The organism is Rhizobium sp. 05L429 (assembly GCF_056397645.1).
This window is the reverse complement of sequence record NZ_JBFTNV010000007.1, coordinates 136,226-150,149: the sequence shown is the minus strand read 5'-3', so window position 1 is coordinate 150,149 and position 13,924 is coordinate 136,226. Positions and strand designations below refer to the sequence as shown.

At 58.8% G+C, this 13,924-nt stretch carries 13 protein-coding genes; 8 read left to right on the top strand and 5 right to left on the bottom strand.

The annotated features are described in order from the left end of the window. Nucleotides 1-126 precede the first annotated feature (126 nt). Entirely contained in the window at nucleotides 127-2,916 is a 2,790-nt protein-coding gene (locus AC1DNW_RS09645) for an EAL domain-containing protein (protein ID WP_162748480.1), read from the bottom strand. A 415-nt stretch (nucleotides 2,917-3,331) separates the two neighbouring features. Between AC1DNW_RS09645 and AC1DNW_RS09640 the strand changes: the two genes are divergently transcribed. From AC1DNW_RS09640 to AC1DNW_RS09620, 5 genes are all read left to right on the top strand, one after another. Beyond that, a complete protein-coding gene (locus tag AC1DNW_RS09640; RefSeq protein WP_113297578.1) occupies nucleotides 3,332-3,943 on the top strand; it encodes a 50S ribosomal protein L25/general stress protein Ctc in 612 nt (203 codons plus the stop codon). 185 nt (nucleotides 3,944-4,128) lie between these two features. After that, complete coding sequence (locus AC1DNW_RS09635) at nucleotides 4,129-6,486, top strand: EAL domain-containing protein (protein ID WP_113297577.1); 2,358 nt, start codon at nucleotides 4,129-4,131, stop codon at nucleotides 6,484-6,486. Between the two features lie 25 nt (nucleotides 6,487-6,511). Beyond that, complete coding sequence (locus AC1DNW_RS09630; RefSeq protein WP_113308813.1) at nucleotides 6,512-7,234, top strand: transporter substrate-binding domain-containing protein; 723 nt, start codon at nucleotides 6,512-6,514, stop codon at nucleotides 7,232-7,234. A 93-nt stretch (nucleotides 7,235-7,327) separates the two neighbouring features. After that, a complete protein-coding gene (gene pth / locus AC1DNW_RS09625; RefSeq protein WP_113308812.1) occupies nucleotides 7,328-8,044 on the top strand; it encodes an aminoacyl-tRNA hydrolase in 717 nt (238 codons plus the stop codon). 5 nt (nucleotides 8,045-8,049) lie between these two features. Then, on the top strand, nucleotides 8,050-8,505 hold the full coding sequence (locus tag AC1DNW_RS09620; RefSeq protein WP_477852514.1) for an N-acetyltransferase family protein: 456 nt from the start codon (nucleotides 8,050-8,052) through the stop codon (nucleotides 8,503-8,505). 26 nt (nucleotides 8,506-8,531) lie between these two features. Here the strand turns inward: AC1DNW_RS09620 and clpS are convergent, their stop codons facing one another. Next, a complete protein-coding gene (clpS, locus tag AC1DNW_RS09615) occupies nucleotides 8,532-8,843 on the bottom strand; it encodes an ATP-dependent Clp protease adapter ClpS (protein ID WP_113297573.1) in 312 nt (103 codons plus the stop codon). A gap of 227 nt (nucleotides 8,844-9,070) precedes the next feature. Between clpS and ychF the strand changes: the two genes are divergently transcribed. After that, a complete protein-coding gene (ychF, locus tag AC1DNW_RS09610; protein ID WP_113297572.1) occupies nucleotides 9,071-10,174 on the top strand; it encodes a redox-regulated ATPase YchF in 1,104 nt (367 codons plus the stop codon). A gap of 119 nt (nucleotides 10,175-10,293) precedes the next feature. Here the strand turns inward: ychF and AC1DNW_RS09605 are convergent, their stop codons facing one another. After that, the gene (locus AC1DNW_RS09605) at nucleotides 10,294-11,364 is read right to left on the bottom strand and encodes a hypothetical protein (RefSeq protein WP_477852513.1); all 1,071 of its coding nucleotides are present in this window, start codon (nucleotides 11,362-11,364) and stop codon (nucleotides 10,294-10,296) included. 81 nt (nucleotides 11,365-11,445) lie between these two features. Between AC1DNW_RS09605 and AC1DNW_RS09600 the strand changes: the two genes are divergently transcribed. Together AC1DNW_RS09600 and AC1DNW_RS09595 are read left to right on the top strand one after the other, a co-directional pair. After that, the gene (locus AC1DNW_RS09600; protein ID WP_113297570.1) at nucleotides 11,446-11,916 is read left to right on the top strand and encodes a MaoC family dehydratase; all 471 of its coding nucleotides are present in this window, start codon (nucleotides 11,446-11,448) and stop codon (nucleotides 11,914-11,916) included. Further along, on the top strand, nucleotides 11,913-12,380 hold the full coding sequence (locus tag AC1DNW_RS09595) for a MaoC family dehydratase (protein ID WP_113308809.1): 468 nt from the start codon (nucleotides 11,913-11,915) through the stop codon (nucleotides 12,378-12,380). The genes AC1DNW_RS09600 and AC1DNW_RS09595 overlap by 4 nt, the downstream gene beginning before the upstream one ends. 10 nt (nucleotides 12,381-12,390) lie before the next feature. Here AC1DNW_RS09595 and AC1DNW_RS09590 read toward each other — a convergent pair whose 3' ends face one another. Continuing rightward, complete coding sequence (locus AC1DNW_RS09590) at nucleotides 12,391-12,933, bottom strand: adenine phosphoribosyltransferase (RefSeq protein WP_113308808.1); 543 nt, start codon at nucleotides 12,931-12,933, stop codon at nucleotides 12,391-12,393. Between the two features lie 114 nt (nucleotides 12,934-13,047). Further along, a complete protein-coding gene (locus tag AC1DNW_RS09585) occupies nucleotides 13,048-13,917 on the bottom strand; it encodes a cytochrome c1 (protein ID WP_113297567.1) in 870 nt (289 codons plus the stop codon). Nucleotides 13,918-13,924: the final 7 nt, after the last annotated feature.

Sequence of the window (13,924 nt, the reverse complement as noted above, 5' to 3'; positions counted from 1 at the left end):
GGATATCTTCCGGTGTCAACCCGCCACGTTTGGACAAATGTTATTTTGCGATCACGGCTGAGGGAATAAACTACCCTGCCGGATATTGCCTCACCCGCGCGCTCTCGATCCTGATCTCGCTCGGCGTCAGGCTGCAGTATTGAGCGTAACCGATTGTTGTTCCATTCGCGCAGGACGACCGAAATAGTAGCCCTGGGCCTCGTCGCAGCCTTCGGAAGTCAACAGTTCGAGCTGGCTCAGGGTTTCGACGCCCTCGGCAAGCACGGGGATCGACAGGCCGCGTCCCAGCGCCAGAATGGACCGAATGACCGCTTTTGCCTCATGACTGGTCTCGACTTCATTCATGAAGCTTCGGTCCAGCTTGATCTTGTCGAAGGGGAACGAGCGAAGGGTCTCGAGCGATGAATAGCCTGTTCCAAAATCGTCGATAGCGATCGCAACGCCCTGCTGCTTCAGCGCCCGCATCGCAACCAGCGCCTTGGCCTTGTCGACGATGATCGATGACTCGGTTATTTCAAGCTCTAGCCGCGATGCTGGCAGGCCGGTTTCCTGGAGGACGGAACGGACCAGCTCGGCGATGTTTGCATGGGCGATCTGGATGGGCGAAATATTGACGGCGATCTTGATGTCGTCCTTCCAGCTGACCGCTTCCCTGCATGCCTCGCGAAGTACCCATTCTCCGATGGGCACGATCGCACCGCATTCCTCGGCTATCGGAATGAAATCGACGGGCGGGATATTTCCGCGTTCAGGATGGTTCCATCTGAGCAGCACTTCGTAGCCGGTCGTCTTGCCGGTCGCCACCGACTTCTGAACCTGATAGTGAAGATACATCTGGTCGCGCTCGATCGCGACCCAAAGGTCGCGAGCCAGCTTTCTCCTTTCCCGCGACGCTTCATCCATGGACTCTTCATAGAAGCAGACGTTGCGCCCGACCTCGTGTTTTGCGCGATACATGGCCAAATCCGCATTTGCGAGAAGCGTTTCGGCCTTTTCGCCAGCCTCGGGGTAAAGTGCGACACCCACGCTCGCGCCGGGGACGATCTGATGCCCCTCGAAATCCATCTTCTCCATGAGTGTGGCTTCCAGCCTCGCAACGAAGTCGTCAAGCTCGGCCCTGTCGCTGAAGCGCTTCACCGCCGCGAACTCATCGCCCCCAAGCCGGGCAACGAGTTCCTCGTCACGCAGGATGCCGTTCAACCGTACGGCCAATGTGCTCAACACGAAATCGCCCGCGACATGGCCCATCTGGTCATTGATTTCTTTGAATTTATCCAGATCGATACCGATGACCGCGACCTTGCTTGACAGTCGTTTGGCAATCGCCAGCTGATGCGAGAGATAGTCATTGAAGGTCGGACGGTTCGGCAGACCAGTCAAAGCATCGTGCTTGGCCATGAACGCGATTTTCTCTTCGCGCGCCAGCCGTTCGGTGATGTCTTCGAATGTCGTGACCCAGCCACCATCCGCCAGAACATTGAACGTCGCAAGAATTGACCGACCGCTCGTCGTCTGATGCACCAGGGTCTTCTGGCCGGAGCGCATGGTCGCCATATGCCTGCGATAGTGATCGATCGCCCGTGAATTTGCGGCATCGCCATCACCGAAGACGATCTGATAGCCGTTGCGAACGATCTCGGAATAGGCAAGGCCTGGGCGAATGAAGTCCTGCGGGAACCCGAAGAGCTGACTGTATCGGGCGTTTGCGAGGATAAGCCGCTCATTGCCGTCAAACATGGAGATGCCCTGGCTCATGTTCTCCAGAGCGAGGTCGAGGTTCCTCGATACTTCCTTGATGCGATCCCCGTCGATCTTTGCCTGTGTGATGTCGCGGGTAATCTTCGCGTATCCGATGAGATGGTGGCCATCGTCATACACGGGTTGGATAACCACATGCGCCCAAAAAGAGGAGCCGTCCTTGCGAAAACGCAGCCCTTCGGCCTCAAACCTGCCGTCGGCGAGAGCGGATTCGAGAGCTCGCTGCGGAAGGCCCTTCTGCTGATCCTCGGCAGAGTAAAACCGTGTGAAATTCTGGCCGACGATTTCCGCGGCGCTATAGCCCTTCGCGCGTTCGGCTCCCGCATTCCAGTTCGTCACGATACCTGAGGGATCGAGCATATAGATTGCGTAATCCGTCACGCCCTGCAAAAGCAGCTCAAACTTGGTTTCGCTCGCATTCGCCTGCTTGGCCGCCTGGAACGCGATGATCGATGCCGAAATGCCCGATGCGAGCATCGAGATCGACACGACGAGAATGGTCACGAGAAGGAATGGCTTCGAAAGCGCCTGAGGCTCGATCGCGTTCGCGCCCCCTTCGATAAACGACAACGCGCCCATTGCGGTGAAATGCATCAGCACGATGCCGAGCGACAATGCAGACGCCGCAGTAAGAATGCGCCAGTTCGAACCTTTCCAGTTCTTTGTGAGCGTGAATCCCCAGGTCGCCATGGCAACCGATATGATCAGGGCAGCGATAACGAGATGCTTATCCCAGACGACGGTGCCCGGAACCTGCAGACCGGCCATGCCGACGAAATGCATCGCTGCAACGCCGACACCGAAAACCAGGCCTGCGGCAATGTTGGCTTGAGAACCCGCAAGTGACACGGCGGCAAGGCCGGCCACAAAGGTAGACGCAAAAGCCGCACCAAGCGAAATAAGTGTCAGGTCGCGATCGTAGCCGACGACGATGCCCGGATCATAGGCGAGCATCGCGACGAAATGCGTCGACCAGATGCCGAAGCCGCCTGCCGCCCCCGCAACGGAAAGCCATATCCAGCGCGGCGCGCCTTTTGACCTGCCCGCACTTCTCAGGAACAGGATCGTTCCGAGATTGGACACAAGGCATAGGACGGCAGCTACCAGAACCAGCGTAAAGTCATGTTGGTATGTCAGGCAGGATACGATCGCAAACATGAGAAAACCCATTCTTTTCAAGACTGACATCGGTCTTGCCGCGTTAAAGAAGGGATAATCCGGCGCCTTTCCAGGTAAAGTGGAACCTTCTGTTCGACTTTGTGATTAACGCCCAAACAACGAAGGCTTATCAGCGGTTTTTGGAACTACTTGCAAAATACCAAGGATTGTATTCCGCGATCTTTCGGGTGTATTACCAATGAGGCGCGATCAGCGGATACGGCCAAAGGCATCGGTCCTCTCGACAGGGCCTGTCACCGCTTGCGTTTGCATGACACTTATATTATAGGCCACGCGTCCGCGTAGACACCCTTGGAGGCAACGCGGATGAGGTTGGGCTTGCCCGCCTCTGGTCCGATGGCACAAGGCTTCAAGCCCGCCGCGGGCTCTCCAAATAACCTCGAAAGGACTAGCCATGAGCCACGAAACTTACGAGCTCAAGGCCGAGGCGCGCGAACGGGTTGGTAAGGGGTCCGCCCGTGAACTCCGCCGCAACGGCTTTATTCCCGCTGTCATCTATGGTGACAAGCAGGCCCCAGTTTCTATCGCTATCAACACCAATGAGGTGACGAAGCGCATTCATGCCGGTGGTTTCATGACCACCGTTGCGACCATCGACGTCGACGGCAAGAAGTACAAGGTTCTGCCGAAGGACTACCAGCTCGATCCGGTCCGCGACTTCACGATGCACGTCGATTTCCTGCGCGTATCTGGCAACACCCAGGTTACCGTTGAAATCCCGGTTCACTTCGTCAACGAAGAAAAGTCCCCGGGCCTCAAGGTCGGCGGCGTTCTGAACATCGTTCGTCACGAAGTCGAAGTTCACTGCCCGGCTGACGCGATCCCGGAATTCTTCACGGTCGACCTTTCCGGTCACAAGATCGGCGATAGCATTCATATTTCGGAAGTCACCCTGCCGAAGGGTGTAACGCCGGTCATCACCGATCGCGACTTCACCATCGCGACGATCATTGCTCCGGCTGGCGGCATCGACGAAGCTGCTGGCGAAGGCGAAGCAGAAGCCTGATCGCTTCTACCAATTTGTAAAGCATAAGGCCCGTTTTCCGTGAGGAAGGCGGGCTTTTTCATTGCCGAAAAAGGCCCATTTCAGCAACATTTAACACATTCATGGAAGCATGCTCCGGCCGGTTGCGAAGTCCCGCCCTGCTGCGCGACCGCAGAATATTTTGACCCCGTGGAGCAAACGGAACCATGAATAATTCCGTTGAGAACAGATTTTTTACGATTGTTTGCGGCGCGCTGCTTGTTTTTGTAGCTCCCCTCTTTGTTCTTTTTCTTTTCCTTTCCTCTGAGCGCGCCGACAAGGAAATACGCGACCATATCTCCGTTCTTCTTGTGGCCAACGCTCAGGCGCTCGCCAAGCCGCTTTGGGATCTCGATGCCGATAGCGTGACCCAGATCAGCGCGACGGTCGTTTCGCAGGGCGCCATCGTCAAGGTGGAAGTCCGCGACCAGTCCGGCGAGCTCGATGTGAGCCAGTCGACCATTCCGAGATCCTTCGATGGCAAGCTGGTTCAGGTTTCCCGAGCCATCATCTACAACACCGTCGATGGGCCGAAGAACCTCGGCAGCATTTCCGTCTTCTATCCGGCACTCGGCCTGTTCTCCGGCCTGAAGCAGGAGGAAGTCGTCTTCATCTCGATCTTCATTTTCGCGGTGCTGGCCGTTTTCGCGACCGCTCTCATCGGCAACCGCATCTTCGTCATTCAGCCTCTGATGCGCCTGACGGCCGCCATCGAGGCGACACGTCAGCTCGGCTCCCGCCACCATGTCGATTGGCAATCGAACGACGAGATGGGTCGGCTCGCCCAGAGCTTCAACGAAATGCAGACGAAGCTCGAAAACGAGGAAACCGAGCTGAAACTCGCGCATCGCCGCACCACCGACATCTACAACCTGACGCCCGCCATGCTCTTCTCCCTCGACGAGGAAGACCGCATCACCGCCGTCAGCGACTACTGGCTGTTTGCGACCGGCTACCATCGCGCCGCGCTCATCGGCCGGAATTTCTGCGATCTCGTTACCCCCTTCACCCGCGACAAGTTCATCAAGCGCAAGAGCCAGCGTGAAAACGGCACCGGCGACGTCACCGTCAAGTTCGTCTGCATGGACGGCCGCATCATGGACGTCCTCATCATGGAATCGGCGCTCACGACCCAGGGACAGGAAGGTCAGTCGCTCTCCGTCATGACCGACGTGACGGAACTCAAGGCCTCCGAAGACCGCAACCATCGCCAGGCGATATCAGACCATCTGACCGGTCTCTTGAACCGCCAGGGCTTCGAAGCCGTGCTCGACAGCAAGATTGCTGCCGCCGATGCCGCCGATCAGGAACTCGCCTGCCTCTTCGTCGACCTCGACCGTTTCAAGTGGATCAACGACAATATGGGCCATGCTGCCGGTGATGCTGCCCTGATCGAGCTCGTGGAGCGGCTGAAGACCCTGCTTGCCCCCTCCGATGAAGCGGCCCGTCTCGGCGGCGATGAATTCGCGATCCTGCTGCCGGCCAAGAATGCCGAAAAGCGCGCCCGCGCCATGTGCGACCAGATCGCTTCGATCTTCGAGACGCCGTTCGGCCCGGATATGCATCTGAGCGCCTCTGTCGGCATCGCTATCTATCCTCACCACGCCGCGACCGCTGCCGAACTGCTGCAGAAGTCCGACATGGCCATGTACGCCAAGAAGCGTGACGGCAAGAATGGCGCGCAGATCTTCGATAGCGGCATGCTCGATCACGCCCGCCGCCGCGCCGAGATCGAAGCCCATATCGAAGCCGGCCTCGCCGACGACTGGTTCGAGGCCTATCTCCAGCCGATCGTCAACCTGAACGGCCGCGGCATCGCCGGCTTCGAAGCGCTGATGCGCCTCAACCACCCCCAGAAGGGTCTCATGCCGCCGGCCGAGATCATCAGCGTGGCCGAAGAAACCGCCAAGATCGTCCGCGTCGGCAATGTCATCATGGAAAAGGCGATCGCCAATCTGGCGAAGATCTCCCGCCTGCCCGGCATGCAGGACACCTATCTCGCGATCAATTTCTCACCGCTGCAGTTCGAGCCGGCGCTCGCTGCCCGCCTTGCCGCTATCCTCGGCCGCCATGGCATCCTGCCGGATCGTATCGTCGTCGAAATCACTGAAGCCGTACTGATGCACGACAACCCGCAGATCCGCATGATCGTGACGGAACTTCGCCGTTTCGGCTGCCGCATTGCTCTTGACGATTTCGGTACCGGCTACTCGTCGCTGAGCTATCTCAACCGCTTCCCGGTCGACATTATCAAGATCGACCAGTCCTTCACCCGCGCCATCAATGATGCAGACGACGACGTGCGCCAGAAGAGCCGCATGCTGATCGAAGGCATCACCACGCTGTCTCACAAGATGAATTGTACCGTCATCGCCGAAGGCATCGAGACGGAGGAGGAATGCGGCACACTGCATCAAATGGGCCTCGACTATGGTCAGGGCTATCTGTTCCACCGTCCGCAAAACGCTGCAAAGCTGATCGAGGAATTGAGCATCTCGCTGCCGAACGTGGCGCGTGCTTCATGAACTGACGAGATATGGGAGGTATACGATGAAAAAGCTGCTGCTTCTTGCACTTCTTACCCTACCCTGCTTTGCCACGTCTGCTTCAGCCCAGGCGGTAGCCTTCGTGACCGAGGAATACGCCCCCTTCAACTACCGCGACGGAAAGGTCATCAAGGGTGCGACCGTCGACCAGGTCGAGAAAGTCATGGCCGATATTGGCATCGATTATACGATCGAGGTAATGCCCTGGGCTCGTGCTTTCAGCCTCGCCCGCGCAACGCCGATGACCTGCGTATTCGCGACCGCCCATAACGCCGCGCGTAACGGTCTGTTCAAATGGGTCGAGCCACTTCTCATCGACCGTAACATCCTGATCACCCGCCAGGGATCGGGCGTTTCGGCAGCCAATCTTGAAGACGCCAAGAAATACGTGATCGGCACGCAGCGCGACGATTACACGGAAGTGACGCTGAAGGAGAAGGGCTTCACCAAGCTCGATGTCGCCAGCGATTTCAACGCGACGCTGCGCAAGCTGCTCGGCGGCCGCATCGACATGATGCCGATCTCCGAACTCTATTTCGACAAGCTGAAGGCCGACCAGCCGTTGGAAATGGTAACGGTGCTCTCCTCCCAGCCGATGGGTATCGCCTGCGAGAAGAACTTCCCGGACGATCTTCTGGGCCACATGCAGGCCGCGCTGGACAAGCTGATTGCCAGCGGCGAACAGAAGCAGATTTTCCTCAAATATGGCCTGCATCTGCTGAACTGATGGGCGCACCGTCGTTCACGCCCGCCTTTGCCACTTGACTTTAACGCCGTTTCGCGGTGGTGAACGGCAACAGCTCTTGCAAGGAAAACGGCCATGCTGATCATCGCGGGTCTCGGCAATCCCGGCGCGAAATATGCCGGCAACCGGCACAATATCGGCTTCATGGCAGTGGATGCCATCTACCGCCGCCACGACTTTTCGCCTTGGTCGAAGAAGTTCAAGGCCGAGATATCAGAAGGCGAGCTTGGCGGCGAGAAGGTGCTGCTGATCAAGCCACAGACCTTCATGAACCTGTCGGGCGAAGCGGTCGGCGAAGCCATGCGCTTCTACAAGCTGCAGCCGTCCGATCTCGTGGCGATCTATGACGAGCTCGATCTCCCGGCCGGCAAGGCGCGGCTGAAGACCGGCGGCGGCCATGGCGGCCACAATGGCATCAAATCGCTCGACGCCCATTGCGGTAAGGAATACCGCCGCCTGCGCCTCGGAATCGGCCATCCCGGCGTCAAGGAACTGGTGCATAACCATGTGCTCGGCGATTTCGCCAAGGTCGACAGTGACTGGCTGGAGCTGCTTCTCGACACGCTCGCCGACAATGCCGAAATGCTGGTCCGCAAAGAGGATTCCCAGCTGATGAACAAGATCGCGCTGGCGCTCGGTGGCAAGGAGGAAGAAGAAAAACCGAAACCGGAGAAGAAGCCGGCGGGGAAATCTCATATCCATCAGGCCCGCAATCAGAGCCAGCAGAAGCTTCCGACAACCGGCCCCATGGCCGAAATGCTGAAGAAGATGTTCGGCAATAAGGGCGACTGAACGCCATGGCGGACGGGGATTTAAGCATCCGACCTGCGGTTGTCCGCGATCTGCAGAACCTGATCACCCTTTACCAACACCTCAGCCCGACCGATCCGGTCCTCGCGCCTGATGTGGCAATCGAACGTTTCTCCGCCATTCTGGCGCAGCCCGGCATGACGATCTTCATCGGCGTTGCCGGCGAGATTGCTGCTGCGACCGTAACGCTGATCATCGTGCCCAACCTGACGCGCAATGGCGCCTCTTACGCGCTGATCGAAAACGTCGTCACCCACGCCGACCACCGCAGGCAAGGTTATGCCGGCAAAGTCATCCAGCATGCGATTGCGGAAGCTTGGAAAGCCGGCTGTTACAAGATCATGCTGCTGACCGGATCGAGAAATCCGGCAACACTGCGTTTCTATGAAAATTGCGGCTTCGTGCAGGACAAGACCGGCTATCAGATCCGCCGGGCGTCTTGAGACGCGCACGTCCTGTTCCTCGGGCCCTATTCCTCAGGTTCCGTGGTGAACATCAGCGGAAAGTCCATCTCCTTGGCAAGGTCGATGGCCTCCTTGGCCTTGGTCTCCGCTATGTCCTTGGTGCAGACCACGACCACGCACGAGCCGAGCTTGTGCGCCGTCATCATCACGCGGTAGCCGGTGTCCTCGCTCATGCGGAAGACGGCCTTCAGCACCATGATGACGAATTCGCGCGGCGTGTAATCGTCATTGACGAGGATGACCTTGTAAAGCTTCGGCTTGTCCAGCTTGAGCTTCGTTCTGGTCTTGGGTTTTAAGGCAATGTCGTTGTCAACCATCGGAAATCCGCCCGTTGATGACATGGGAAGGGGTTTCGATCTAACTAAACCTTTTAGATTGCAGAATTTCGACACTTGGTGCCGGGGGGATCCCACTATCATAAGAATAAGGCTGCTACGCCCTGTCGGCAAGGGAGCAGCGAGAAAAGCTCTCTAAGACTTGACCGCTCCCCTCCTTTATCCCATAGCCACGACCAAGGACTTCCAGAGAACAGCAGGTTTCAGCCATGGGCTTCAAATGCGGTATCGTCGGCCTGCCGAATGTCGGCAAATCGACCCTCTTCAATGCACTCACCAAGACGGCGGCCGCGCAGGCGGCGAACTATCCCTTCTGCACGATCGAACCGAATACCGGCGAAGTGGCTGTTCCCGATGAACGCATGCAGAAGCTTGCCAACATCGCGAAGTCCAAGGAAATCATCCCGACCCGCATCAACTTCGTCGATATTGCCGGCCTCGTGCGCGGTGCCTCGAAAGGTGAAGGTCTCGGCAACCAGTTCCTCGCCAATATTCGCGAAGTCGATGCCATCGTGCATGTGTTGCGATGCTTCGAAGACGGCGACATCACACACGTGGAAGGCCGCATCGACCCGGTTGCCGATGCTGATACGATCGAGACCGAACTGATGCTCGCCGACCTCGACAGCCTCGAGCGCCGCACCGAGCAGACGCGAAAGCGCGCCACCAGCAAAGACAAGGATTCCATGGCAATGCTGCCGATCATGGAGGCCTCGCTGGCGCTGCTGCAGGACGGCAAGCCGGTCCGTACGCTACTTTCGAAGCTCGATGCCGAAGAGATCAACATCCTGAAGGGCCTCAACCTTCTGACATCGCACCCGGTTCTCTATGTCTGCAACGTCGCCGAAGGCGATGCCGCGACCGGAAACAAATATACCGAGGCCGTCGCTGCGATGGCGAAGGCTCAGGGTGCCGAAACCGTCACCATTTCGGCTGCGATAGAATCCGAGGTCGCCCAGCTTCCGGATGAAGAGGCCAAGGAATTCCTCTCGGCACTCGGTCTCGACGAAGCAGGCCTCGATCGCCTGATCCGTGCCGGCTACAAGCTGCTACACCTGATCACCTATTTCACGGTCGGACCGAAGGAAACGCGCGCCTGGACGATCGAGCGCGGCACCAAGGCGCCGCAGGCCGCCGGCGTGATCCACTCGGATTTCGAACGCGGCTTCATCCGCGCCAATACCATCGCCTACGACGACTATATCCAGTTCGGCGGCGAAGTCGGCGCCAAGGAAGCTGGCAAGGCACGCGACGAAGGCAAGGAATATGTCGTCCAGGACGGCGACGTCATCCACTTCCGCTTCAACACGTGATTGACCAAAACATGTCGCGCAAAACTGTGGAGCGGTTTTGCGATAACGACATGCGGAAAACCAAGGCCTGAAGCGTGGGAAACGGATCTGAAAGATCGCGACACGCTTTTAGCTGCCGCTCAGCCGGGCGGCAGCCTTTCCACGACGCCTGAGGGCAAGGCGCGCAGCACGATGCGCCGAAGCGGCATCCAGCCCGTACCGATGACGAGCACGATCACGCCGACGATAACAAGCGTTCCGAAGATGTAGGTATCGACGGTCGCACTCCCCTGCCGGAATATCCCATAGATCGCCAGTCCCAGCGTCAGCAGGCCGGACGTCACGAAAGCGCGCCGGTCGATGATGAGACCGACCAGCATCAGCAGCGCGACGATTACGACGACGACAGGCGTCTTGAAGGAATTGGCGTCCATGATATCCAGCCAGCCGCCGTCGAGCGAGAGCAATATCCGTATGCTGTAAAGCAGGGCGGGTGCGGCGACGAGATGAAGCCAGAAGGCGACATCCGATCGCGTCGTCCGGCGGAACCTGTCGCTGAGGTCGAAGCCGAGTGCGGCGACGAACAGGCCGACGGCGCAGGCAAACAGGATGATCGAGACGAGCGTGGGATGATTGAGGATGAAGGCATCGTCACCGCTCGCCCACTGGAGAATCCGGAAGACAAGAGCCAGCACGAGGGCAAGACTGGAGAAGATGGAGAGCGCGAGTGCAAGCGGCACACGATAGCGCAGATAGAAAAGCCCCATGATGACGGGGAATGCGACGATAAATCGGTCGATACCGTCACCGGTGAGCCACAGATCAGCATTGGACGGATAGAGCGACAGCATCATCCGGAAGGTCCAGGCAAAGACCGCCAGCGTCAGCACGACGGCCGGCAGAGCGAGACGCTGGCGCTTGATGAGGATTTCCGCTAGCACCAGGATCGCCGGCAGCACCGCATAGAGTGACGCAATCCCCCAGAGTCCTGCAAGTGCGATGAGATTGCCGATGGTGATCAGCACATCGTGGAAGCCGCGCACGAAACGCGGCGTCTCGGTATCCGACCAGGCCGGCTCCGAAGGCCCGGCCGTACGCGCCTCGACGATCACGCCGCGCGCCTCAAGAAACGGCGCCAGCCGCGAGCTCGCCTCAGTGGTAATCAGCCCCTCGCGCGCCGCCTCATCGAGTATCGACCTTAGTTCAGCCATCCTGGTTCGTCCCTACGGAATCATTGAGCCCGCGCGGATGCTATTGTAAGCAATGAGGCCTGCCTATGATGAGGGACCCTGATGCCTGCAGAAAAGCTCGCCTATGAGGATTTCCAGCCCGGCCGTCGATTTCCGCTCGGCCCGAAAGCGGTAACGGCACCCGAAATCATCGAATTCGCCGCGGAGTTCGACCCACAGCCCATGCATCTGGACGAGGCCGCCGGCCGCGCCAGCATCCTCGGCGGCCTCGCGGCATCCGGCTGGCACACTTCGGCGATGTTCATGCGCATGATGGCCGACAGCTTCGTGTTGAACTCACTTTGCGAAGGCGCCCCAGGCGTCGATTTCATGGAGTGGCGCAAACCGGTGCTTGCGGGCGACATGCTCTCCGGCCATTCGACGGTGCTGGAGGCACGTCCGATGCGCTCGCGTCCGGGCCTCGGTATCGTCAAATTCCGCCACGAGGTGGAAAACCAGCGCGGCGAACTGGTCTGCCTGTCGGAAAATTCTGTCATCTTCGGCATGCGCAACACTTCGGAGGCAGGCGCATGAGAATGTCGGAACTCTATGCCGCCGGCGAAAAGGTCGAGATCGGCGCTTACGTCTTCACCGAGGAAAAAATCCTCCGCTTTGCCAGGAAATACGATCCGCAACGCTTCCATATCGACAGGCAGGCGGCGGAGGACACTATGTTCGGCGCCCTCTGCGCCTCCGGCTGGCATACGGTGGCCGCCTGGATGCGCTGCTTTCTGGATCACTGGATGGCAGAAATGCGCCGGCTGTCGGAACAGGGCATGGAGCCGCCAAAGCTTGGTCCCTCGCCCGGCTTCCAGAAGCTGCAATGGCTAAAACCGGTCTTTGTCGACGAGACGATCACCTATTCGGTGACCTTTCTCTCCAGCCGGCCGCTCACGTCGCGGCCGGGTTGGCATCTCAACGCCATCCTCTGCGAAGGCGTCAACCAGAATGGTATTGCAGTCATCCGCTTCGAGAGTAGCGTGCTGGAATTCGACTAACCTGGCCCACTCAGTGGCCGGCGAATTCCACCAGCGTGTGCACTTCGACACCGAGATCTTCGAGCTTCTTGCGGCCGCCGAGATCCGGCAGGTCGATGACGAAGCAGGCGCCGACCACTTCAGCGCCGATCTGACGAAGCAGCTGGGTTGCACCGACAGCCGTGCCGCCTGTAGCGATCAGATCGTCGACAAGGATCACCTTCTCGCCGGGCTGAACGGCATCGCGGTGCATCTCCATCTCGTCCACGCCATATTCCAGGCTGTAGGCGATGCGCACCGTCTCATGCGGCAGCTTGCCCTTCTTGCGGATCGGAACGAAACCAGAGGAAAGCTGATGCGCGACGGCACCTCCGAGGATGAAGCCCCGCGCTTCCATGCCGGCGATCTTGTCGACCTTCAAGCCCGCATAGGGCTGCACGAGCTCGTCGACAGCGCGGCGGAAGGCACGTGGATTGCCGAGCAACGTGGTGATGTCGCGAAAGATGATGCCGGGCTTGGGGTAATCCGGAATGGAGCGGATGCTGGCCGCAAGCTCCGAAAGCGTATTGTTCATCGAAAATCCGTATCTGCGAGGGGCATGAAGCGCCGCACACTATCAATTGCGCCGGACCAAACCAAATAAAAAAGGCGGCCGTAAAGCCGCCTTTTCCTTGGGAATGAAGATCGCTTAGTGATCAGTCCGGGAGTAAATCGAACGCTTGGTCAGGTAGATCAGTACCGTGAAGATCAGCAGGAAGATCATGACCATGAAGCCGGTGCGCTTACGCTCTTCGAGATGCGGCTCGGACGCCCACATCAGGAACGACGAGACATCCTTGGAATACTGATCGACCGTCTGCGGCGAACCGTCGTCATAGGTGACCTGGTCGTCGGAGAGCGGCTTCGGCATGGCGAGGACGGCAGCGGCATGGAAATACGGGTTGTAATGCGCGCCTGCCGGAACCTGGAAGCCCGCCGGCGGCTCTTCGTAGCCGGTCAGCAGCGAGTGGATATAGTCCGGACCGCTTTCCTGATACTGGGTGAAGATGTCGAAAACGAACTGTGGGAAGCCACGTTCGACTTCGCGTGCCTTGGCAAGCAGCGACATATCCGGCGGAGCCGCACCATTGTTCGCGGCAGCGGCAGCTTCCGCGTTCGGATAGGGCGACGGGAAGTGGTCTGACGGAACCGCCTTGCGGGTGAACATCTCACCGTTGGCATCAGGGCCGTCCTGGACTTCGTAATTGGCTGCGAAGGTCTTCACCTGCGCATCCGAATAGCCGAGTTCGCTCAACATGCGGAAGGGCACGAGGTTCATCGAGTGGCAGGCGGAACAGACTTCAGTGTAGACCTTCAGGCCACGCTGCAGCTGGCCCTTGTCGTAATTGCCGAACGGACCGGCGAAGGTCCAGTCGATCTCCTTCGGCTCCTTCAGCGGATAGTGCGGGGTGGCACTTTCCTCATGGTGAGCGGCCGGAGCCGCCTCTTGGGCGAAAGCCACGCCACCGAGACCGGCCACGACAGCAAGCGAGAGAATGCTTGCAACAAGCTTATTCATATTTCTG

Bases quoted from the DNA above. Each gene is read 5' to 3' on its own strand.
- AC1DNW_RS09605 (WP_477852513.1), bottom strand. From the start codon at position 11,364: ATGGCTGAACTAAGGTCGATACTCGATGAGGCGGCGCGCGAGGGGCTG.
- clpS (WP_113297573.1), bottom strand. From the start codon at position 8,843: ATGGTTGACAACGACATTGCCTTAAAACCCAAGACCAGAACGAAGCTC.
- AC1DNW_RS09590 (WP_113308808.1), bottom strand. From the start codon at position 12,933: ATGAACAATACGCTTTCGGAGCTTGCGGCCAGCATCCGCTCCATTCCG.
- pth (WP_113308812.1), top strand. From the start codon at position 7,328: ATGCTGATCATCGCGGGTCTCGGCAATCCCGGCGCGAAATATGCCGGC.
- AC1DNW_RS09595 (WP_113308809.1), top strand. From the start codon at position 11,913: ATGAGAATGTCGGAACTCTATGCCGCCGGCGAAAAGGTCGAGATCGGC.
- ychF (WP_113297572.1), top strand. From the start codon at position 9,071: ATGGGCTTCAAATGCGGTATCGTCGGCCTGCCGAATGTCGGCAAATCG.
- AC1DNW_RS09630 (WP_113308813.1), top strand. From the start codon at position 6,512: ATGAAAAAGCTGCTGCTTCTTGCACTTCTTACCCTACCCTGCTTTGCC.
- AC1DNW_RS09640 (WP_113297578.1), top strand. From the start codon at position 3,332: ATGAGCCACGAAACTTACGAGCTCAAGGCCGAGGCGCGCGAACGGGTT.
- AC1DNW_RS09645 (WP_162748480.1), bottom strand. From the start codon at position 2,916: ATGTTTGCGATCGTATCCTGCCTGACATACCAACATGACTTTACGCTG.
- AC1DNW_RS09585 (WP_113297567.1), bottom strand. From the start codon at position 13,917: ATGAATAAGCTTGTTGCAAGCATTCTCTCGCTTGCTGTCGTGGCCGGT.
- AC1DNW_RS09635 (WP_113297577.1), top strand. From the start codon at position 4,129: ATGAATAATTCCGTTGAGAACAGATTTTTTACGATTGTTTGCGGCGCG.
- AC1DNW_RS09600 (WP_113297570.1), top strand. From the start codon at position 11,446: ATGCCTGCAGAAAAGCTCGCCTATGAGGATTTCCAGCCCGGCCGTCGA.
- AC1DNW_RS09620 (WP_477852514.1), top strand. From the start codon at position 8,050: ATGGCGGACGGGGATTTAAGCATCCGACCTGCGGTTGTCCGCGATCTG.